The sequence below is a fragment of the Ruminococcus sp. HUN007 genome, from assembly GCF_000712055.1.
Classification (GTDB): domain Bacteria; phylum Bacillota; class Clostridia; order Oscillospirales; family Ruminococcaceae; genus HUN007.
In genome coordinates this window covers 612279-632991 of sequence record NZ_JOOA01000001.1, presented here as the reverse complement: position 1 = coordinate 632991, position 20713 = coordinate 612279, and the positions used below count along the sequence as shown (strand labels likewise).

The following is a 20713-nucleotide window of genomic DNA, read 5'->3' as shown; positions in this document are numbered from 1 at the left end:
AAAACATGGCAGTGTACAGACTTGATGACGAGATATGGTTCCCTGATCCGGAACAGGCTGAAGATGATGGCCTTCTGGCATACGGCGGCGATCTTTCAGTGGAACGGCTTGTTCTTGCCTATCAGAACGGCATCTTCCCGTGGTACAGCAATGATGATCCTATCCTCTGGTGGTGTCCTCACGAAAGATTTATCATCAGACCGGAAAAGATCCATGTATCTCATTCCATGAAGAAATTCATGCGTAAGCATAAAGTTGAAATGAAGATCAACCGTGATTTTGCCGATACCATTCACCGATGCCGCATGAAAAGGGAAAACACTGTCGGAACCTGGATAACTGATGAAATGGAATTAGCTTATAATGAACTCAATAAATACGGCCTTGCTGCAAGCGTTGAGGCATTTTTCGACGGAGAGCTGGCAGGCGGTCTCTACGGAGTTACGATCGACTGCTGCTTTTTCGGCGAGAGCATGTTTTCGGAAATTGAGAATGGTTCCAAAGCGGCACTTATCATGCTTGCCGAGTATCTTGAACAGAACGGCGGAGTGATGATCGACTGCCAGTTTCACACTGATCATCTTGAAAGTATGGGAGGAGAAAAAATAAGCTTTGAAGAATACAGACGGCTTCTTGACGAAGGGATAGTATATTGCTGAGAAAGATGAGGTGAGTGCGGTGCATTTTGTTGATGCCAAAGGAATACTGACAGGAAGCGGCGGTTTCTGCGGGATGAATGTTTACCGCGGATGCTCACACGGATGCATCTACTGTGACAGCCGGAGCAGATGCTATCAGTTTACACACGATTTTGAAGATATCGAAGTGAAGAGGAATGCACCTGAACTCCTGGACTCAGCGCTTCGTTCCAAAAGGAAAAAGTGTATGATCGGGACAGGTGCGATGTCCGATCCGTACATGCATATCGAAAAGGAGCTGAAGCTTACAAGGACCTGCCTTGAAGTGATTAACAGGCATGGTTTCGGTGCCACGCTGCTTACAAAATCAGACCTTATAATGCGTGATATTGATATTCTTGCGGAGATCAATGAAAATGCTAAATGCGTGGTGCAGATGACCGTCACAACTTTCGACGACAGACTTTGCGGCATACTTGAGCCGAATGTATGCACTGCAAGCCGCAGGTTTGAAGTTCTCGCTGCCATGCAGGAACGAGGCATACCGACGATGGTGTGGATGACTCCGATTCTTCCTTTTATAAATGACACGGAGGAAAATATTACTGGCATTCTGAGAGAATGTATCCGTGTAGGGGTAAAGGGAATAGTCTGTTTTGATATGGGCCTTACCCTTCGCGAGGGAGACCGCGAATACTATTACGCAGCACTCGACAGACATTTCCCGGGTCTTAAGCAGCATTACATTGAAACCTACGGAAATGCATACATGCTGCCGTCTCCGGATGCACGGAAGCTTATGTCCGTGTTTAAAAACATCTGCACAGAGCATGGAATAATGTGTTCAGCAAATGAATGCTTTGCCTATCTGAATGAATTTCCGGAGAAGTATAAACAGTATAGTCTGTTTGATCAGAATTGAAAACAGCCGCGGTTTGTCACCGCGGCTGCTGCATAATATGTGGTAAAGATATAAACGAAAATTGTCTTCTTGAAAATTAATGATTGAGAATATCAGACAACAATGCAGTATCTATTTTTCTAAGGTATTTCCATCTTTCTTCATACTTAAATGGTTTTAGTTTCTCTTTTTCAGGCAGAGGTATATTATTTTTAAAAAGTATTTCTTCAATCTCTTTTATGTATTTCGAATTCATTTCATCTTCCAAAGATTCTGTTTCAATACCAAGAAATAATAACGGAATGTGACAAATTCGTTCCAATTCTTCAGCTGCGTTTTTTGCAGTTGATTTGCTGTAAATAGAATTCACAGCAGTATATTCATGAAAACTTAATTTCCACGAATTGTTATCGAAACATGCTTTATCATATGAATCAAACTGCATCATGTAAGAAGGAATAAGCTTGAATAAAGATCTGTCGTCATTTTCTTCATCCCACCATTGATTTTCATACTGCCACATGATTCGTGCTATCGGTATCAGCTCACAGTCATAATACAGCGCTTTAAGATATCGTTCAATGCACATAAATATATAGCACAGTGCACCGCGTTCTGTATATTCCGAAATGAATATTTCATCACGATCAAACATTATTATATCCTTCTTTCTGTAAGTATTTGATGATGCTGAAATTAAGGGAGTAAAATCAGTGTGTATGATTGAAGTAAATGAAATTACGAATTATGAAACCTTTTTAACTGACCGTCCCACATAAGTTTTATTGTACCGGTTTCACCGTGTCTGTTCTTTGCAACAATACATTCACACACATTTGGCTCGCTGGTATCATAATTATAGTAAGAGTCTCGGTACAGGAATATTATTATGTCAGCTGCCTTAACGATGAGATCTGTTTTGTTAAAGTCAGAAAGCAAAGGACGTTTGTCCTGCCTGAATTCTGTTCTGCGCGGCAGCTGTGACAGAAGTATAACCGGAACATCAAACCTTGCAGCCATTTCTTTAAGCTGGAGTGGTGTGTCTGAAACATGTTTGATGAAGTTGATGTTTGGTATGGTATCTGCCAATGACTGAAGATCATCGATTATAACTAAATCCAGGTCATTGATTTCTTTTAATTTCGATTCGATATGATTTACTGTGAGCAACGTAGTATCATCGATTAATAACGGCAGTTTGCGTAATCTTTCAGCTCCGTCGGATAATCTTTTAATGTCATCTTCTTTCAGAGCACTGTCTCTGATGATATTACGGTCAATCCGACTTTCTGTTAAAAGCAATTGTTCAGTAAGTTGTTCTTTGTTTTTTTCAAGTGAGAAAACAGCAGTTTTTTTATTATGTTTTCCGGCAAGATTGAGTGCTATATTCATTGCAAAAGATGTTTTACCCATTGCAGGACGTGAAGCAATGACGATAAGATCCGATTTCAGGAGACCGTTCGTAAGTTGATCAAGTTTATCAAAACCTGTTTTAAGCCCTGTGTATCTTTCTTTGTCAGAAACGCTGCTGTTAATCAGTCTCTTATAAGTATCAGTAATCAAATCGGCAATCGGAACAAGTGTATCAGAATTATTATTCATAGAAAAACCTCCGCTGACAATAATATATGTCTGTAAGTTTAATATAACACAGTACATGTACAAAAAAACGGACATCTTTCATCATAAGATTATCGCCTTGCTGATCTGTAAGAAAGGTGCTGCGCCCTGCAGGCGCAGAATTGAAAACAGCCACGGTTTGCACCGTGGCTGTTGCGTAATTATGTTTTAATGACTATAAAATAATGCTTTTAACCCAGTCAATAAGTCCATCAGATTCATCAATAACAAGTTCTTGCCAAATTCCCCGATAAGACAGACCTTCATTTTTAGCAGAATTTTTGCGATTACCGTATACATGCTCTGGCTTTAAAAACGGTAAGTCGTTCCATATACTTCTGCTTTTATCTTTCATTGTGAGAACACGTTCTTTTCTGAAGTCAAGTATTCCGTAACCTTTATATTTTGAGTTGAATGACAATGTTTGACTTGGAATGTATAAGGCATTGTTTGGGACCTTAGTGTAATAAGAATGCGGATGCCAATAGTATTTCGATATGTCGTTTATATCGGTTAATATATCACCAACCTGCATATAACCGTAAATAACATGTAAATCAGCATGATCAAAAAAATCTCCGGTTTTCCTGCTGATATAACGATAACTGCCATTATATATTTCTGTTTTCCTGAACCAGCCAAAGAACAGAAAAATATCTCCTTTTTCGACTTTGGCGTTTGCCAGCATTCCCTGAGCAGCGTCACATTGTCCGAATGCAGGTTTCCATCCATTGATCGGAGAAATACGATTATTATCTCTTATGTCAGGGTCAACATGGCATTTTGTGAATGCTCTCTTTGGTGAAAGCTGATTTAGGATATCAGAATACTTTTCTCCATTGTAGCAAAGATCAGCAAAAGTATCCTTATCGTTTGAAGATGGAATTGGCATTGAAAGCAATGTACCATCTGGCAAGATAGGACTTGGACAGCCGCCGTTTGATGAATCAAAGCCTTTTCGTGATAATATAATTTTCATTTTTTGACACCTCCGCATTTTTGTCTTATTGGATTATGAGGTTTATGGATAGATGTTTTAGTTGGGTTATGAAGTCGTTAATTCTTGATATATCATTTACATTATAAGCGTTTGGATGCTGAATCGATAATACTTTTGCTTTGGTTTGACTACTGATTCTATCATGAAAATTCCAAGCTATAGATCCGACAACAATGATATATTTTCCGTTAAAGCATTTTAATACTGAATCTAAATGTTTATTAACACATTTATCTACATATTCACTTACACATTTCTGTTCTGCAGATTTACAATGGCAGACTTCTGAAATACAAACTTCATTAAGAGCTGACTCATTAGCTTTATTTTTATGATACTGAATGATATTGTCTGCATTTGTTTCACCTTTTTCAATACATTCAATCCAGTGAGTCCACTTGTTTATAGTGTTCCAGAATTTTACGGATTTAAAATTTTTGCCTTTAGGATCGTTAAATCTATTTTTGAAGTAATCATAAATTATTTCATCGTCATCATTATATGCAGGGTAGTATTCTTCTGTTGAATCATACGAAGGATTTGAACTTAATATAAGGATTTTAGAGTTTTCAATATCTCCGTTCCAAGGTTCGGGAATTTGTCTGACTCCTGCATTATCTTGACATTCAATAAAGCCTTTGCAGATTTCGTTTTGATAATAATCACATCTTGCAATCTTAATCGCAGTTTTCATTACATTCATATTAATACTCCTTTTACATTCTGATGATATGGTTTTGGCATAACTTATTCCTTCACATAATTCTTTAAAGCTTTTTGTAATTCTTCTATAATACGTTCTCTGAGCGAAACTGGTTCAAGTATAACAGTGTGACCGGCGTACTGAACTGCCCACTTGAACATATCCTCTTCGCTGATATGTGCGTGGACAATGAAATCCTTGTCTGTAACGTCGAAAATATCAATGTCAGCCCCAAAATAGTCGATGACATCGTTGATAATGTAGCTGTTGGCACGGAACTTCACATTTATTTTCTCGCTTGTGAACATATATATGTGCTCAGCCATATGTTCAGCGAGGTTAAGTCCGTACTTGTATCCGTCGACCTTGTCCGCAGGCTTTATCGGAGTATCAAGCATACGGATATTGCTGATCCTGTCTACGCGGTAATTGGAAAGATTATCGTACTTATCATAGTTGCAGATAAGGTAATAACGACCGCTCATTACCGCAAGCTGATACGGATTCACGATATATCGACGAATCTCACCGTTATCGTTCCTGCGTGGGTGAAGCAGCTTGTCGGTACCGTAGCTGCAATACTCAAATTCCACCTGACGCTTCTTTTCGATAGCTTCGTCGAGAACATCAATAGTATAGAACAGCTGCTTGTTCGAGCTACTGTCATCGGGCATTGTACAGATATGACGTACCTTGCTATGAAAGTATACAGACGACAGCCCCTCCAGCTTTGTAATAAGCTCTTTTCGCTGACTGTATGGAATATGGCATGAGAACAGGAGCCCATCAATAAGCAGGCGCAGTTCTGCGTCACTAAAGTCATGGCTGAGGTACCAGTCGGTCAGAACAGTCTTGTCATCGCCGTTTTTGTCCTTACGAAGCGATTCACTATAATTGATAGGATATCCGAAGTCCACAAGGTTCATCAGATTGCTCTTTACCGCTTTTCTGTCCGCAGGCATACTATATTCTTTTATGAGAATATCTACGATGTCCTTCTGAGACAGTCTGTGGTCTTCATCGGTGTATTTCTTCAATATATCGAGAATATTGATGATCATCAGTTTCTTGGGCTGTATCGTGTACATAGTCACACCTCGCTCTGCTTGTTTTATTAATAATATACGGATATCCATGTTCGTTTTTTCGTACATAGTCTTTGTTATATTATAGCTTCTGTTAAAGTAAAACCTTTTTCAAGAAGTGAATTAACAATTCCGGCTTTAGTTCTGGCCATTTCTTCAGCGGCTTTTTCAATTGCAATCTTCTCGCGTTCAGCAGCGTATTCTTCTACAGCACGGTACATACTGTCTACCTCCTTGTCATCACATTTGTACTATTTTACTGAATTCGATAAAGGACCGAAACAATCATCGTCAGGGTCAGCTGTTTTGAAAACTATATAAACAAATGTGTGGGATATGTTGATGTATTGATCATTAATTTGTTTCAATCATGTCTCTATTGATATCATACCAAGTTGTTAATATGTTTGAGCTAAGCTTTTGCATTTTCTTGATTTCTCTCGATACTTTGTAAATATCAGTTTCAAGATATGTTTGTGGTAAAACAGAAATGTCAGTAGTGTCATCTTTTGAGATAGCTGGCAAATTGTTAGAACTTTCTTTTAGTAATTTATTATATTGTTTATATAACATAGGACATTCAGCTTTTAATAAAGTACGAACGTTTGGAAATATTTTTTTGTTGATAATATCAGAAGCCCAATAACATGTTAGCTTCATATCAGAAGGATTTACGTATATGTGATTATAGTAGTCAATATCTACAATACAACCATGTATTTCTCCCGTTCCACCTATTTTGCGTATTTCATTTGAAACTTTTTTCTGAATACTGGTGTATTTATCGAGAGGAGTTTTTATCATTTTAATCATTTCATCCATGTGTTCGTAGTAATAATTAACGTTCCATACATTAAGTTTTTTCAATGAACCGCCATTAAGAATTGTGAGTGAACCACTTGCTGATTTGTGAATAAAACAATAGTAACAATTTCTTTTTAACATATACAAAGTGTATATTTTCCTTGCAAATGTTAGAGGAAGATTTTTACCTTTATAAAAACGTTGATAATCTTCGCTTGTTATTTCATGAATACCATCTTGATAATCTGAGAAATAATCATATTCATTATCCAGTTCAAACCATTTTAAATGGAGATAGTTGTTGAAATATCCTATTTGATTATCAGCATATATTCTTGTTTCTCCATCATCATAAAAATAGTTCCTATGCGTATGACCGCTGACATACACATAATCTTTATGATAATCAGTTTTGTCACTCCAACATTCCATAGGAGTATGTGTAAAAACAACAAGTTTTTTGTCAGGAATAGCTTCAAGAATTTTATCATATAAATCTTTGAAAGATTTACTTTCTTCGATTTCTTGTTGTCTTGTTATTGTGTTTCTGTATATCCCGTTTTCTGCATTAAATTCGTTGTTACAGCCAGAGAATGCTATACCTCCGAAGAAAGAGATTCTTGATGTTTTTAGTTTTCTGCGGATTTCTGCATTAGTTATGAAGTGTAAATCTTCGCTTGATATTTTTTTGACTTTTCTATCAGAATCTATATATATTACATTATTATGAAGTAGATGCATTCCATGTTCGGAGATTAATAAATCGTATTTTTTTATAATCTCGGGAAGTGATAATAGTGGGAAATCCCATAGTTCATGGTTTCCCAGAGTAAAAATAATAACAGGATTGCGATTACGTCTTTTAAATTCTCTTTTTAACAGCTCTAAAAAGATAGTAAAAATTTTGTAATCTGATGAAATATCACCGCCTAGCAAAAGAATATTTTCTGTTTCATCCACAATAATGTTTACACATTTTTGAATAATATAAATAACGTCGGATTGAGATTTGACTTGGAAGTGCTCCAATTTATGCAGAAGGTGTAAATCTGATATATAAAATATCTTTTCTTTTGAGTTATCATTATTATTAATACTAATCTCAGAATAATTATTGTTAGTTGATATTTCCCTTGATGATTGTAAAACAATAGCAGTATCATTTTCAAAGTCTTTTGTATTATCAAAGGATTCTATTTTCGATGTATCTAATTCATACGTATTATATTTGATGCCGAATTTCTCGCATATTACACTTGGTATCATTGCATTTTGTAAATTGATTTCTGATACATCGGAAAGATTTATTAGTCCGTCACATAATAATAAATCTGCTTCTGACAAATCTCCGTTCAAGAATGCAATAAAATCAAAGAAATATTTGAATCTATGAAAATGGTGTTTTACTAGGGTATTATTTGAGTTGTACCAGAATTGTATTACTTGAAATTGGTTGTCGTAATATGTTTTTCTGATAACATATTTAAGGCTTTTTTCATCGACTATAGGCAATTTTGTAGTTTCATCTGTTTTGCATTTTGAAAAATCATAGTTAAGATATAAATCGTTGGATAAATCAGAGTTAGTTAAATCGTTTTTTCGATACAAAATTAATTCATTAAATGTTTCAAAATATCTATGTACTCCATATCCGTTTTTTTCACAATAAAAATGAGTTCTGTTGTCGAAAAATACTTTAGTTTTGTTTTTTTCAAAATCATCTATTTGTTTCAATGATTCAACATATTTTTTTTAGTTCTCTTTTATGTTTGTCACGTGTTTGTTTTGTACCGTATGGATAGGTGTATGATGCCAGAACTTCATTTGCATCGTATAAATGACATATCGGATGTAAAAGCCTGAAATTAACAGAAAAATCGGTTGGTATGTATTGCATTATTATGTTAAAACGTTTTTTATCGTTTATATCAAAAAAAATATATTGCCATATGAAAAAATCAATGTTAATTTTGTGTTCTTTATAGAAATCAGATTCTTTATATATAAATGCTGTCATTTGTAATTCAACTAAAGAGCTGCTCTGTACAAATCTATTTACCCATTCAATTACTTGTTCTTTTCTAACTTCACCTTCGATATATCGTTCTTCATCGTCAATTGAAGGCGTAGCTTTAAAATCATCTATAGTGTAGTCAATAAATGATTTGCATTTTTTCATTTTGTTTAAGTCTACCGATTTTGTTATCGTGGAAAAATCACATTGGTAATAACAGGAGTTAGCGTATATTTTGCCGTTTAAATAATCATAGTATTCATCAAAATCTTCAAATATTTTATTGTCATTAAACCATTCTTCTTCATCTATGATATGATTATAATTGAGTACTTTTTCATTAGCAAAATAAACTTGATTGATAACATCAAAACCAATATTGACTATTTTCCTTTCACCAAGTTTACGTTCTAATTTAATAATCCTGAGTTCCCGGGTTTTTCTTAGTCTACATCACAGGATTGTAGTTACAAGCGCATGATAATTCACGCAGATACGTAATTTATTTGAATATCCACTTGATTTCTGACATGAAAAATGATATAATGTAGATATAATAAATTTAGTCTACATCATTTGCTGTGAGGGAATCATGTATATAAACTATAATATCGTAAACGGTAAAGAATATGGAACAGTGACTGCATCTGTTCGAAAAGGAAAAAGTGTTTCAAAAGGCAAACAAATATATCTCGGAAGAGTAATAGACAAGGAAAATGGTATATTCAAAAATCGTGAAAGAGGGTTGTTTAAATACGATCTTGCAACAGATTCATACAGTTCTGTTTCAGCAGATTTTGAAGAGCCAAAAGACCAGCGAAAAACAAAGTATCAAAAACGTCCAGTTCTGATAGTATCTTTCGGAGATATATATTTACTTGATTCATTCATGAACAAAAGTGGAATTATGTCAGCAGTGAATGCAATCAATTATAAAAATCAGGATACCCTTCATGCGCTGGTTGCTTACTACATATTAACAACATACTCCAACTGTCATGCAGAAGACTGGTGGGAACTTACATATGCCAGATATCTTTATCCTAAAGCACAGATGGCATCTCAGAGAATAAGCGATGCACTCGCTGATATAGGCAGTGAAGATGCTAAGCGCCACTTCTTCAAGGAATACTTTAAGTTTCTTTCCTTAAAAAAAGACGCAGATGAATCAAATGAAATTGATGACGGTATACTTATTGATAGTTCAGGGCTTCCAAATTCTATACATTTTCCATTAACCGCCGTAAGCAATCATAACGGAATAATCAGTGAGGAACTGAGGCTCATTTACGTTGTTCAGCAGCACACTGGAATGCCGTTGTTTTTCAGATATGTTGCAGGTAATGTTATCGATGTAAGTACAATAACAAGAACTATAGCTGAACTAAAAGCGAATGGCATAAATACCAAATTTGCGATTCTTGATGCCGGATATTATACAGGAGTAAATGCCGATGCACTTCTTGATTCAGGAATTTCTTTTATGGCTCGAATGAAAAGTAATTTCAAGGTGTACAAACGAATCGTAAGTGAACATCTTAATAATCTGATGATTAAGGAAAATGCAGTGATATTCAACAAACGACTTATCTATATCAAATGCGTTCCATGTGAAATAGGTCAGAAAGAAAATCGTAAAGCATACGCTTTCCTGTGTAAGGATATGACGGCATACAATGAAGGACAGAAAAATGCTATTGCAAGAGCTGAAGATGAAAGTCTTACAGCATCAGATATTTATGATGATTTACAAAGGCAAGGAGTATTTGTGATTGTATCAACCAGAAAAGTTGCAGTCGAAAAAATACTGCCTCTTTATTATATGCGTGATCAGGTTGAAAAAATATTTGAGCTATGCAAACAGGGAGGTAAAATACTTCCGATTAACGTAGAGTCAGAAGCAACATTACGTGGGCATTTGATGTTGACTTTTATTGCAACTGTTGTACTTAAAATGATGAGTGACAAGCTAAGAAATACTGCCTTGACAACTGAATCTGTGTTTATGAATTTACATGAACAGCATGCCATCGTGTATGACAAGGAATTTGTAACAACAGAACCGATTAAGAAAATGAACGATGCATACAAGGCTTTTAAAATTCAATGTCCTGTTTCTATAAAACGTCTGCTTGATAATGTAGACTAAAAAATTCTCGGGAACTTAGGATAATATCGATATCATTTTGATATTCTTTCGGAATATTGAGATGGTATATTTTATCTTCATTATCCTTGCTTTTTAATAATGTTATTATTTTTTCCTTTTCTTTTTCATCCATAATAATTCCTACTTTCATAAAGGTTATAATTATTATATCATCTAATAAGCTTATAAGGCTATTCATAGAAATTACAAAAAACGAATAAAAAAATTTGCTTATCATTACAATGAATAATGATTATTTTATAATTATATTTACAGAAATAATTTAAACGCATAAAATATATATTATTTGTATAGAGAGAATTGGGATGCAATCATTCTGCGTAACTCTCAAATCCATTAACTTGCTTGAAATCAATAGTGTGATATGGTAAAATAATATGTAATACAGGAAAACAGGCACGGAGAGATTAAAATGAAAATTTATAAACTGAATTTGAAAAATTACACTGTTTTCAGTGAAAGTTCATTAGAGTTTTCACGGGGGATAAACATTTTTATAGGCGAAAACGGAACTGGAAAAACACATATCATGAAGCTTTTGTATGCATCGTGTCAGGCAGTAAATGAAAAGACGCCGTTTGCATATAAGCTGGCAAGAACCATGCTTCCGGATGACTATAAGCTTTCAGCTCTGATATCAAAAGGAAAAAAATCCGAGAAAACAGACATTGCCGTCTATGCTTCAGAAGAAAGCAAATCAGAGGTGTTAGGACTTAGCTTTGATGCTAAAACCAAAAAGTTTGATGCTAAGGTTACAGGTGAGGAAAGCTGGGAAAAAATATTTTCAGGTGCCAACAGTGTGTACATTCCTGCAAAGGAAATTCTTTCGAACTGTTATACCCTAATTTCAGCAGTGGAACGTGATAATGTCAGATTTGATGATACTTATACTGATCTTCTGCATATGGTAAAAGTTGATGTTTCCGGAGATGGAGACAGCACTGATTCCGGGGATATGCTTAAGAAAATAGAGAGTATTATCGGTGGAAAAGTATTATATGATAATCAGAAAGATCAGTATTACATAAAAGGCCAGAACAAACAGGAGTTCAATCTTGTAGCTGAAGGTATCAGAAAAATGGCACTTCTCTGGCAGCTTATAAAACAAGGTGCTCTTAAAAGCGGTGATGTTCTTTTCTGGGATGAACCGGAAGCAAATATAAATCCGGAGTATATTCCGGTAATCGCTGATATTTTACTTGAACTTCAAAGAAATGGTGTTCAGATATTTATATCCACGCACAGTTATATTCTTGCTAAATATTTTGAGATAAGAAGCAGAGATGAAGACAGCGTTATGTATATTTCCTTAAATAAAGACGGAAAATTTGCTGCTTCAGAATCATCTGCAAAGTTTTCAGAACTGCACAATAATATTCTGATAAGTTCTTTTGAAAAACTTCTGGATGAAGTCTATAATTCGGAGGTACATTAACAGATGATTTTTACAGAGGAGAACGGATATTATCAGATTGACTGCAATAAAGCTTTGTGGGCGACTGATGAACATCATCAGATGTATCTCGACGATACTGCATCACTTCTTTCAGATGTTGACTGGATCATTGAAACTAAAGACAGAATTCTGTTTGTTGAATATAAAAACGGAACAGTCTATTCATCAGGTCAGTCCTTTAATCCATGCGATGAAAAGACAGTTAATAAAGTTTCTGAAAAGTATTATGATTCACTTCACTACCTTAAGCTTATGCAGAAAGAAAAGCCGGTTGATTATATTTTTGTACTGGAATTTCCTGATGACGATGCTGTTACCAGAAAAATACTTAGAAATAAGATATCCAAAAAGCTTCCGTTCAGACTTCAGAAAAGATTTGATAAAGGAAAGCTTATAAATGATTTTTCTATAGTTTCTATAGATGAGTGGAATAAAAGTCATCCTGAAATGCCTATTTCAAGAACTGACAAACCGTTTAAGCAGAATAAAGTATAATATAAAAAATAACGCTGAGAAAACCGGGAACTCAGCGTTGTTTTTTAGTCCCGGAACGCTGTCATCAAAATTGACAAATCCCATAAAATAGGCTATTATATATTAGTAAAAACATAAAATGGGACTGATTAAAATGAACGATCCATCACTTGTGTCATGCCGACTCTGTCCTCGTGAATGCGGGGCGGACAGGACACACGGCACTGGTTACTGCGGTGCTCCGGCAGAGGTGGTTGCCGGCAGGGCTTCACTTCATATGTGGGAGGAACCGTGCATTTCCGGTGAGAGCGGTTCGGGAACAGTTTTTTTCTCAGGTTGTCCGCTTAAATGCGTTTACTGCCAGAATTACAGCATTTCAGACTGCAGTTCCGGCGTTAAGATCACTGACGAACGCCTTGCGGAAGTATTCCTTGAACTGCAGGAAAAGGGAGCAAATAATATAAATCTTGTAACGCCGACCCATTATACGCTTTCGGTGATAAATGCGGTGGCGGAGGCGCGAAAGAACGGACTTACGCTTCCGGTGGTGTATAACTGCAGCGGATATGAAAAGACTGAGACGATAAAGCTTCTTGACGGTACGGTGGATATTTATCTTACCGACTTCAAATATATAAGAAGTGAAACTGCAAAGCGGTATTCGAATGCGGCTGACTATCCGGAAAAGGCTAAGGAAGCTCTGGACACTATGTTTTCACAGGTCGGTACACCGGTATTCGATGATAAGGGCATGATGAAGAGGGGGATAATAGTTAGGCATCTCATCCTTCCGGATCATGCAGAGGAATCAAAAGAGGTGATTGGATATCTGTTTGAAAAATACCGTCATGATATATTTATGAGCATAATGAATCAGTATACTCCTGTAAGAGAGTTTAAAGACTATCCGGAACTTGGACGTAAGGTAATGGATGAGGAGTATGATTCCGTAATAGATTTTGCAGTCGGACTCGGTGTGGAGAATGCTTTCATTCAGGACGGGGAGGCAGCGTCTGAGAGTTTTATTCCTTGTTTTGACGGTACGGGGATTGCCCCCACCCCCAACCCCATCCCCGAGGGGAGGGGGATAAGTTTGACGACTCCGTCTTGTTCATAGGGCTGAATTTGACGCTCAGTATCATTAGGAATACAGAAGGGAATAGCAATGAATTTTTTTGAACGGTTTACAGGTCATCTTAAAACGGTGACCAGACACAGACATCAGGTTTTTCTGCACTGCATAAAGGCGGGCATTGTCTGGCAGGGACTTACACATGATCTTTCGAAGTTTTCACCGTGTGAGTTTTTTAATGGTGTGAAATACTTTCAGGGTACACGTTCGCCGCATGAGGGGGAACGTGAAACTTATGGGTTCTCGTATGCGTGGATGCATCACAAGGGCAGAAACAGACATCACTTTGAGTACTGGAGCGATTACGACTACAAGACAAGGTTGCCTATACCTGTACGCATGCCGGTAAAGTACGTTAAGGAAATGTTCTGTGACAGGGTTGCAGCCAGCAAGATCTATAAAAAGGACAAGTATACCGATTCGGCACCGCTTGAATATTTCATGCTTGCAAAGGGAAAGCGTTCTATTCATCAGGAAACTTCAGACCTTATTGAAATGCTTCTTACCATGCTGGCTGAAAAGGGCGAAGACGCGACATTTGAATATATAAGAAATCTTAAAGACTATCCGGAGAAATAATAAAACGCTGATCTGTTCATAATTCAGCGTGGGGTGAAGTCCCGTAAAACATTTTCCGGAAATACATATAAGGAGAGATCTTCTGATGATAAAGATCAGAGTACCTGCAACAAGTGCCAATCTTGGTGCAGGCTTTGACGCACTGGGACTGGCTCTCGGTTTCTTCAACTATGTGGAAATGGAGGAATCGGACCGTATCGACATAACATCTGCTGACGGAATAGAAGTTCCGGCAGATGAGACTAATATGATATACGTTGCTGCAAGGGATCTTTACGAGATCTGCGGCAGAAAACTTGAAGGACTTAAAATAATCCAGACAAACAACATACCTATGGCAAGAGGGCTTGGTTCATCTTCAGCGTGTATCGTTGCCGGACTTGCAGGTGCAAATCATCTTCTCGGAAATCCGCTTACTCAGGATGATCTTGTTGACCTGGCAGCCCAGATAGAAGGACATCCGGACAACACAGCGCCTGCACTTCTCGGCGGTATAGTAACGGCTGTTTTCGACGGAAGAAAAGTCCACTGGGTAAAGCAGGAGGTTTATACAAAGCTTCATTTTGAAGCAATGATCCCTGAATTCGAACTTAAGACGGAAAAGGCAAGAGCTTGTCTGCCGAAGGAAGTTTCACATAAGGATGCTGTCTATAATCTTTCAAGAGCGGCACTTTTCTCGGCATCACTTCTTACCGGAAAATACGAGAATCTGCGCACTGCTGTACACGACAAGCTTCACCAGCCGTACAGAATGGAACTTATTCCGCACTGCCGCGACGTTTTTGACACAGCCTATACTCACGGTGCCTACGCCGTTTATGTTTCAGGCGCAGGTCCTACACTTATGGCAATAGTTGATGAGGAAAATACATTCTTCAAGGGCAAGATGGAATTCTCGCTTGAAAATGCAGGCATCCACGGCTGGAAGGTACACGATCTTCTCATCGATAACGAAGGCACGAAGATAATTAACGAATAAAGAAAAGTATCATAAAGCCGGCTGGTTTTCAGTGAGAAATGTCTGTTAATGTTTCACAGGTATCCTTCACCAAGGGCACTTGCCCGGAAAACTGATCGTGTTAAAAATAAAGGGAGGGCCATGATGGATAAAAAAAGAAAGTACGGACGTTATCCGCTTGAAAGAAGATACAGGGACTATCTGTTCTTTGATGCGTTTGTAAAACTTACCGGACACATGTATCATTTTGAAGTTACAGGTCTTGAAAAAATAGATCCGTTTGAAAAATACATCATCTGTCCGAATCATGAAAGTGATCTTGACTGCATGTGGGTATGGGCAGCGCTGAGTGAATGCTATTCCATCGACGACATGTGCGCACTGATAGCTGCGGAACACCTTGATGATCCGCTTGAAAAATTCATTTTCCGCGTTTCCGGCGGCATACCTGTTGACCGTAAGGGCGATTTTTCCGGTGCACTGAGAAGAGCCGCTTATCTCATAGAGAAAAAGAAAAAACTCCTGCTCATTCATCCTGAGGGCACAAGAACGAGATCCGGAAACCTCGGTGAGTATAAAAAGGGAGCAGCACTTATCTCAAAGAATACAGGAGTAAAAACAGTCCCGGTCCGCATAATCGGTTCCGGCAAGATCTATCCGGTAACAAACAGACTGCCGAGACTTTTTGATATCGAAAACATTGAAAAATACGACTTGAAGATCATCTTCGGCGATCCGATAGATCCGGAAGGAAAGTCAGCACAGGAGATCACCGATGAGCTCAGACGGCAGACTGAGGAGATGTAAATACGAAAGCAATTTCCATTGATCAATTTAGCTTATCAATGATTAAAACGACATACAATAAGATCCGCATATCCCGGTTCACGTAATGCGTGGACTCTGGAATATGCGGATTTGTTTTTAACGATAGTTTTTCTGTTATTCACTCTTCATAATTTCGCACTGTCTTTTTATTCTTTCGACGGCCTGTTTGCGGAAATCTGGCGGCGAAACAATTTCAAGCATCGGACCGAATCCGAGCAGGCGGATGAGTATTTCAGTTTCATCGAGGCTGTCGTACCAGAGCTGTACTGTCATCACTCCGGTTTCCGTATCAAGTTCTGTGCGCTTTTCATACGGCGCAAATTCCATCATAAATCTTTCGTGAGCGTTGCGTTCCGGATTTATGCGGACAGTGACCGGTTCTTCACAGCGGGTCTGGCGGAAGCATGCCTCTGAATCAATTTCACCTGAAAAGAAAATTCCTGTGCGTTTCAGTGAAAGAATACGTCCGATATTGAGTATGATGAAATTCTCTTTCTGCTCACTGAACGGAAAAATGCAGTGGACACGAATCTTGTCATTCTTCTCTGAGTATTCGATGTAGAACGGGACAACGCGCAGACGCTTTCCATTGCCTTTCCCTGAACGGTATGACACATCAAGTATCTCTCGTTCGCGCAGTGCAGTAAGTATCTCACGGAAATGCATTTTATATTTCCTGTCTTCAAACGGATCACCGTCACTGAACTGGTCGTAGAAATAAAGCATCTCATAAGTGTAAAGAGGAGCAGTATCTTTTAGTTCTTCCGTAAGACCGGAGTACTCATCATCCGACAGGAACAGACGGATACGCGGATCATCAAGCTTTGTGCGGAGCCATCTTTTCTGAAGGAGAGTGAGAGGAGACTGCGGATCGTTCTTTGTGTTGGCAGAAAGTGTTCCGTCATCGTTTTTCCGGAAAAGTCCCCAGTCAGATCCGTCAGCGTTAGGTATCAGTCTCGGCTGCAGGAAAAGGCACGAGTCGCGGTATCCTTCATCGATTATAACCGAATTCAGTTCTGATTCCGTCATGCGTCTGCGCTTAAGCAGGTGTTTTACGATACGGAAGTAAGTGCCGTATATCTCATGAAATATGTTCATGCCTGCACCTCCCCATAGAGCTTGGCCATGGCCTCGGTATCAGTCCGGAACTGTCTGCATATCTCTTCAGTTTCTCCTTCAACCGAAATGATCCTTCCGGTGAATGTCCTTATCCACGGAACAGCTTCTTTTGGATCATATATATCAAGCGTGAGCAGATAGGTGTTTTCGCCGGTCTGCTCAATTTTTCCGTATCTTATTTCACGTTTCACACGGTCGAAAATGTAGTATTCCTCAGGAGAAATATGCATCGTTATGCGCAGAGGAGTTATCTCCTCCGTACCGTTTCTTCCGGAAAATGAAATGCCGAAAACGTGCGTGAGTTCTTCATTCAGCTTTTCGATCAGAGCTGAATATTCCGGACACGGTTCATCCGGTTTGACCTCTTTTATATAATCGAGCCTTATGGAATCAAAGCTGTTCTTATTCGGCGTATATACTATCAGATATCGCCGTCCGGTCTGGGCAGATGTGCTTATCTTCATCGGAACGCAGATCCGGTTCAGTTCCTTTGTGTTTTCTGAAAGATATAAACGTGCCGGAAAGATTTTAAGTTTTACTGAACGTTCAGAACGCATGGCTTCAAGAATATCAAGGAGTATGTCATCTTCCAGAGTACGGGCGATGTAGTTGTGCTTCATGATAAATCTGTCGTTTTGCATATCGCAGCTTTTAAGAATACTGTTTCCGATAACCCCGAAAGGCTGTATCTCGGAAAAGAATCTTACAGCATCTTTAAGTCCGGGATAACGTCCGGACATTTCATCGAAAGTATCCGGTGAAATACTGTAATACGGTGTTCTGCCTTCCTTTTCACAGATGAAAAGTCCCTCGTCTGAATATTCCTTAAGTTTTGTGCGGACAGTTTTTTCATCGAGATAAAAATCGTATTTCCTAAAAAGAAGATTAGTAAGTTCCTGTGAAGTAAACTGTTTTCCGTTTGCAAGAAGGTCAATCAGGAAGAAATGAAGTTTTATGTCGTTATCCGTGAAACTCTTTGCGTAGTAAGCCTGATACAGCGGGTTTTCAGTTATATGTCCGCTGTCCACCGACATGCTTATCTGTCTGCCTCGTTTTGAATCATCATGATTTATATAGTCACCGAGCCAGCTTTCCGTGCGTCGGCGTTCGTCGTCATAAGTTCGGCTGCTCTTGTGTTTGAAATCATCACGAACCTTGCAGCCGTAGATAAAAAAGTCCCGCACATAGTCGCGGGTACGGCTGAATGTTTTGATAAGTTCAGAAAATGTGCTCACCAAAATCCCTCCCTTGTATGATAAGTATACCTTATTACAGCAATTTTTTCAAGGTCATGAGATGTCGCAGCTTTTTCTCCGTGAAATCCGATTTGTTTGTGCTATACTAAGAACACGCTCTGAAACGGAGATACGGTGCATACAGCAGTTTCTTATTTCAACTGAAAATTGAAGATGTCTATAAGACAGGCACCGTGGAAAAGGTACAGGTTACAAATTCAATTGCACGTTGAAAAATGTGCGTACAGCCAAGCTATATTTTTGAAAAGAATCTATAAACTGCTCGCACCTTGAAAAAGGTGCATACAGCCGAGCCTATATTGATGAAAAAATATATAATGGTTGTACTTTGAAAAAAGTACATACAGCATTATCATTTTTAATTGTTTGGAAGGAACCTTGCTGTTTCAGAGCGTCTGTTTTAAGCAGACATGATTATGGAAAGAATATAAATTAAATAAATAAAAAATCAGAAGAGGAGAATTGTTATGTTAGAATTATTAAAGAACGAATCAACTGTCAAAAACACATTCAACGGCGCTAAGACATATTCGACAAGTAATTCGGAATGTCTCGATTTGTTCTTCCGTGCAGGCGCTATGAGAAATGCCTCTTCTGAGGATATCGCCGCAGCAGTACGCCGTGCATATGCGGAAGATCCGGTACGTACAATGAAGATTATCTTCTTTGCACGTGATATCCGCGGTGGCCTTGGCGAAAGAAGATTCTTCCGTGAGGCTGTTAAGCTTCTTGCAAAAGAAGTTCCGGATGCAGTTCTTCGTAATGCGGAATATTTCTGCGAATACGGAAGATACGACGACCTCTGCGCTCTTCTTGGAACACCATGCGAGCAGAAAGCAGTGGAGATAATAAAGAGACAGCTTTCTGCTGACTGTAAGTCCATGTCAGAAGACGGACAGGTTTCGCTTCTTGCAAAGTGGCTTCCGTCAGTAAACGCCTCATCAAAGGAGACACGCGAAAACGGCCGCCGCATCGCAAAGCTTCTCGGCATGTCCGAGAGCGAATACCGTAAGACTCTCTCGAAACTCCGTAAGAACTCGGATATTATCGAGAACCGTCTCCGTACTGCAGACTACACCTTCGACTACAGCAAGCAGTCATCCGGTGCGATGTTCAAGTACCGAAAAGCATTCATTCGTAACGACGGGGAAAGATACACCAATTTCCTGCAGGCAGTAGAGCATGGCACCGTAACGATGCATGCAGATACGCTCTATCCGTATGATGTAGTACGTAAGTGTCTTACGAACTACGATATGGATCACAAGGAACGCTGGATGCTCGATCTCACGTGGAAGAACCTCCCTTCATATGCCAACAGCGAAGAAAATGCCATTGCCGTGATCGACGGATCCGGCTCAATGACATGTGCAAGAAACAGTGTTCGTCCGATAGACGCAGCACTGTCACTCGGCATATATTTTGCAGAGCACAACAAAGGGGCATTTGCAAATCACTTCATAACATTTTCGATGCATCCGCAGCTTGTTGAGGTAACAGGTCAGGACATCACGGAAAAAGTTCGTTACTGCCAGTCGTATAACGAGGTAGCAAATACCGACCTCGAAGCGGTGTTCCGTCTCATCCTTGGCACAGCTGTGAAGAACAATGTTCCTTGCGAGGAAATACCTTCGAAAATGTTCATCATTTCCGATATGGAATTCGACGGATGTATCAAAGGAGGCAACGACCAGACACTCTACGACACAATGCGTCAGATGTACGAGAATGCCGGCTACAAGCTTCCGCAGGTAGTTTTCTGGAATGTAAACAGCATGCAGACAAACTTCCCTGTGAAGCTGGGGACAAACGGTACCGCCCTGGTATCCGGCTTCTCACCGTCACTCTTCGACCTCATGATGGGCGGAGAAATAACTCCGGAACTCGTCATGGACAGAGCGATAATGTGCGAACGATATGCGAAGGTTGGCTAAGCGGGGCAATAATACGACACAACAGAAATACAGAAGCGGAGC

20 protein-coding genes are annotated in these 20713 nt (G+C 38.7%); 10 read left to right on the top strand and 10 right to left on the bottom strand.

Going from position 1 to position 20713, the window contains the following annotated elements; genetic code table 11:
- Positions 1–5 precede the first annotated feature (5 nt).
- Both aat and CC97_RS02730 read left to right on the top strand, forming a co-directional pair.
- Positions 6–659 carry a leucyl/phenylalanyl-tRNA--protein transferase gene (aat, locus tag CC97_RS02735; protein ID WP_044973612.1) on the top strand — a complete coding sequence of 218 codons (654 nt, stop codon included), beginning with the start codon at positions 6–8 and terminating at the stop codon, positions 657–659.
- Positions 660–678: 19 nt separating this feature from the next.
- Entirely contained in the window at positions 679–1560 is an 882-nt protein-coding gene (locus CC97_RS02730) for a radical SAM protein (RefSeq protein WP_044973611.1), read from the top strand.
- A gap of 76 nt (positions 1561–1636) precedes the next feature.
- Here CC97_RS02730 and CC97_RS02725 read toward each other — a convergent pair whose 3' ends face one another.
- The 8 genes from CC97_RS02725 to CC97_RS18505 form a co-directional block, all read right to left on the bottom strand.
- A complete protein-coding gene (locus CC97_RS02725) occupies positions 1637–2194 on the bottom strand; it encodes a hypothetical protein (RefSeq protein ID WP_044973610.1) in 558 nt (185 codons plus the stop codon).
- Between the two features lie 83 nt (positions 2195–2277).
- A complete protein-coding gene (locus CC97_RS02720) occupies positions 2278–3141 on the bottom strand; it encodes a DnaB-like helicase C-terminal domain-containing protein (RefSeq protein ID WP_049962647.1) in 864 nt (287 codons plus the stop codon).
- Between the two features lie 193 nt (positions 3142–3334).
- A complete protein-coding gene (locus CC97_RS02715; RefSeq protein ID WP_044973609.1) occupies positions 3335–4138 on the bottom strand; it encodes a hypothetical protein in 804 nt (267 codons plus the stop codon).
- 25 nt (positions 4139–4163) lie between these two features.
- Positions 4164–4862: a uracil-DNA glycosylase family protein gene (locus CC97_RS02710; RefSeq protein WP_044973608.1), complete on the bottom strand. Its 699-nt coding sequence runs from the start codon at positions 4860–4862 to the stop codon at positions 4164–4166.
- A gap of 44 nt (positions 4863–4906) precedes the next feature.
- Positions 4907–5950, bottom strand: coding sequence for a WYL domain-containing protein (locus tag CC97_RS02705; RefSeq protein WP_044973607.1), 1044 nt, complete (start codon positions 5948–5950; stop codon positions 4907–4909).
- Between the two features lie 74 nt (positions 5951–6024).
- Positions 6025–6168 carry a hypothetical protein gene (locus CC97_RS19930; protein WP_156036744.1) on the bottom strand — a complete coding sequence of 48 codons (144 nt, stop codon included), beginning with the start codon at positions 6166–6168 and terminating at the stop codon, positions 6025–6027.
- 133 nt (positions 6169–6301) lie between these two features.
- Positions 6302–8485 carry a hypothetical protein gene (locus CC97_RS02700; RefSeq protein WP_049962646.1) on the bottom strand — a complete coding sequence of 728 codons (2184 nt, stop codon included), beginning with the start codon at positions 8483–8485 and terminating at the stop codon, positions 6302–6304.
- 4 nt (positions 8486–8489) lie between these two features.
- A complete protein-coding gene (locus CC97_RS18505) occupies positions 8490–8930 on the bottom strand; it encodes a hypothetical protein (RefSeq protein ID WP_049962645.1) in 441 nt (146 codons plus the stop codon).
- A gap of 427 nt (positions 8931–9357) precedes the next feature.
- On the opposite strand from CC97_RS18505, the gene CC97_RS02695 reads away from it, so the two are divergent.
- The 7 genes from CC97_RS02695 to CC97_RS18500 all read left to right on the top strand — a co-directional run bounded on the left by CC97_RS02695 (position 9358) and on the right by CC97_RS18500 (position 16341).
- Positions 9358–10914, top strand: coding sequence for a transposase (locus tag CC97_RS02695; RefSeq protein ID WP_044973606.1), 1557 nt, complete (start codon positions 9358–9360; stop codon positions 10912–10914).
- A 433-nt stretch (positions 10915–11347) separates the two neighbouring features.
- A complete protein-coding gene (locus CC97_RS02690) occupies positions 11348–12370 on the top strand; it encodes an AAA family ATPase (RefSeq protein WP_044973605.1) in 1023 nt (340 codons plus the stop codon).
- 3 nt (positions 12371–12373) lie between these two features.
- Positions 12374–12886, top strand: a complete 513-nt coding sequence (locus tag CC97_RS02685) for a hypothetical protein (protein WP_049962644.1) — start codon at positions 12374–12376, stop codon at positions 12884–12886.
- Between the two features lie 133 nt (positions 12887–13019).
- A complete protein-coding gene (locus tag CC97_RS02680; RefSeq protein WP_242848102.1) occupies positions 13020–13982 on the top strand; it encodes a radical SAM protein in 963 nt (320 codons plus the stop codon).
- A 48-nt stretch (positions 13983–14030) separates the two neighbouring features.
- A complete protein-coding gene (locus CC97_RS02675; protein WP_044973604.1) occupies positions 14031–14576 on the top strand; it encodes a DUF5662 family protein in 546 nt (181 codons plus the stop codon).
- Between the two features lie 85 nt (positions 14577–14661).
- Positions 14662–15555: a homoserine kinase gene (thrB, locus tag CC97_RS02670; protein ID WP_044973603.1), complete on the top strand. Its 894-nt coding sequence runs from the start codon at positions 14662–14664 to the stop codon at positions 15553–15555.
- Between the two features lie 123 nt (positions 15556–15678).
- Positions 15679–16341, top strand: a complete 663-nt coding sequence (locus CC97_RS18500; protein ID WP_049962642.1) for a lysophospholipid acyltransferase family protein — start codon at positions 15679–15681, stop codon at positions 16339–16341.
- Between the two features lie 135 nt (positions 16342–16476).
- Here the strand turns inward: CC97_RS18500 and CC97_RS02660 are convergent, their stop codons facing one another.
- Together CC97_RS02660 and CC97_RS02655 are read right to left on the bottom strand one after the other, a co-directional pair.
- Positions 16477–17460, bottom strand: coding sequence for a WYL domain-containing protein (locus CC97_RS02660; protein WP_044973602.1), 984 nt, complete (start codon positions 17458–17460; stop codon positions 16477–16479).
- Entirely contained in the window at positions 17457–18716 is a 1260-nt protein-coding gene (locus CC97_RS02655) for a WYL domain-containing protein (RefSeq protein WP_044973601.1), read from the bottom strand. Before CC97_RS02655 ends, CC97_RS02660 begins: the two co-directional genes overlap by 4 nt.
- A 488-nt stretch (positions 18717–19204) precedes the next feature.
- On the opposite strand from CC97_RS02655, the gene CC97_RS02650 reads away from it, so the two are divergent.
- On the top strand, positions 19205–20671 hold the full coding sequence (locus CC97_RS02650; RefSeq protein ID WP_044973600.1) for a DUF2828 family protein: 1467 nt from the start codon (positions 19205–19207) through the stop codon (positions 20669–20671).
- Positions 20672–20713: the final 42 nt, after the last annotated feature.

Excerpts from the sequence above, each read along its gene's own strand:
- CC97_RS18505 (WP_049962645.1), bottom strand. The coding sequence starts at position 8,930 with ATGAAAAAATGCAAATCATTTATTGACTACACTATAGATGATTTTAAA.
- CC97_RS02720 (WP_049962647.1), bottom strand. The coding sequence starts at position 3,141 with ATGAATAATAATTCTGATACACTTGTTCCGATTGCCGATTTGATTACT.
- CC97_RS02650 (WP_044973600.1), top strand. The coding sequence starts at position 19,205 with ATGTTAGAATTATTAAAGAACGAATCAACTGTCAAAAACACATTCAAC.
- CC97_RS02715 (WP_044973609.1), bottom strand. The coding sequence starts at position 4,138 with ATGAAAATTATATTATCACGAAAAGGCTTTGATTCATCAAACGGCGGC.
- CC97_RS02710 (WP_044973608.1), bottom strand. The coding sequence starts at position 4,862 with ATGAATGTAATGAAAACTGCGATTAAGATTGCAAGATGTGATTATTAT.
- thrB (WP_044973603.1), top strand. The coding sequence starts at position 14,662 with ATGATAAAGATCAGAGTACCTGCAACAAGTGCCAATCTTGGTGCAGGC.
- aat (WP_044973612.1), top strand. The coding sequence starts at position 6 with ATGGCAGTGTACAGACTTGATGACGAGATATGGTTCCCTGATCCGGAA.
- CC97_RS19930 (WP_156036744.1), bottom strand. The coding sequence starts at position 6,168 with ATGTACCGTGCTGTAGAAGAATACGCTGCTGAACGCGAGAAGATTGCA.
- CC97_RS02690 (WP_044973605.1), top strand. The coding sequence starts at position 11,348 with ATGAAAATTTATAAACTGAATTTGAAAAATTACACTGTTTTCAGTGAA.
- CC97_RS02675 (WP_044973604.1), top strand. The coding sequence starts at position 14,031 with ATGAATTTTTTTGAACGGTTTACAGGTCATCTTAAAACGGTGACCAGA.
- CC97_RS02660 (WP_044973602.1), bottom strand. The coding sequence starts at position 17,460 with ATGAACATATTTCATGAGATATACGGCACTTACTTCCGTATCGTAAAA.
- CC97_RS02680 (WP_242848102.1), top strand. The coding sequence starts at position 13,020 with ATGAACGATCCATCACTTGTGTCATGCCGACTCTGTCCTCGTGAATGC.
- CC97_RS02725 (WP_044973610.1), bottom strand. The coding sequence starts at position 2,194 with ATGTTTGATCGTGATGAAATATTCATTTCGGAATATACAGAACGCGGT.
- CC97_RS02695 (WP_044973606.1), top strand. The coding sequence starts at position 9,358 with ATGTATATAAACTATAATATCGTAAACGGTAAAGAATATGGAACAGTG.
- CC97_RS02705 (WP_044973607.1), bottom strand. The coding sequence starts at position 5,950 with ATGTACACGATACAGCCCAAGAAACTGATGATCATCAATATTCTCGAT.
- CC97_RS02685 (WP_049962644.1), top strand. The coding sequence starts at position 12,374 with ATGATTTTTACAGAGGAGAACGGATATTATCAGATTGACTGCAATAAA.
- CC97_RS18500 (WP_049962642.1), top strand. The coding sequence starts at position 15,679 with ATGGATAAAAAAAGAAAGTACGGACGTTATCCGCTTGAAAGAAGATAC.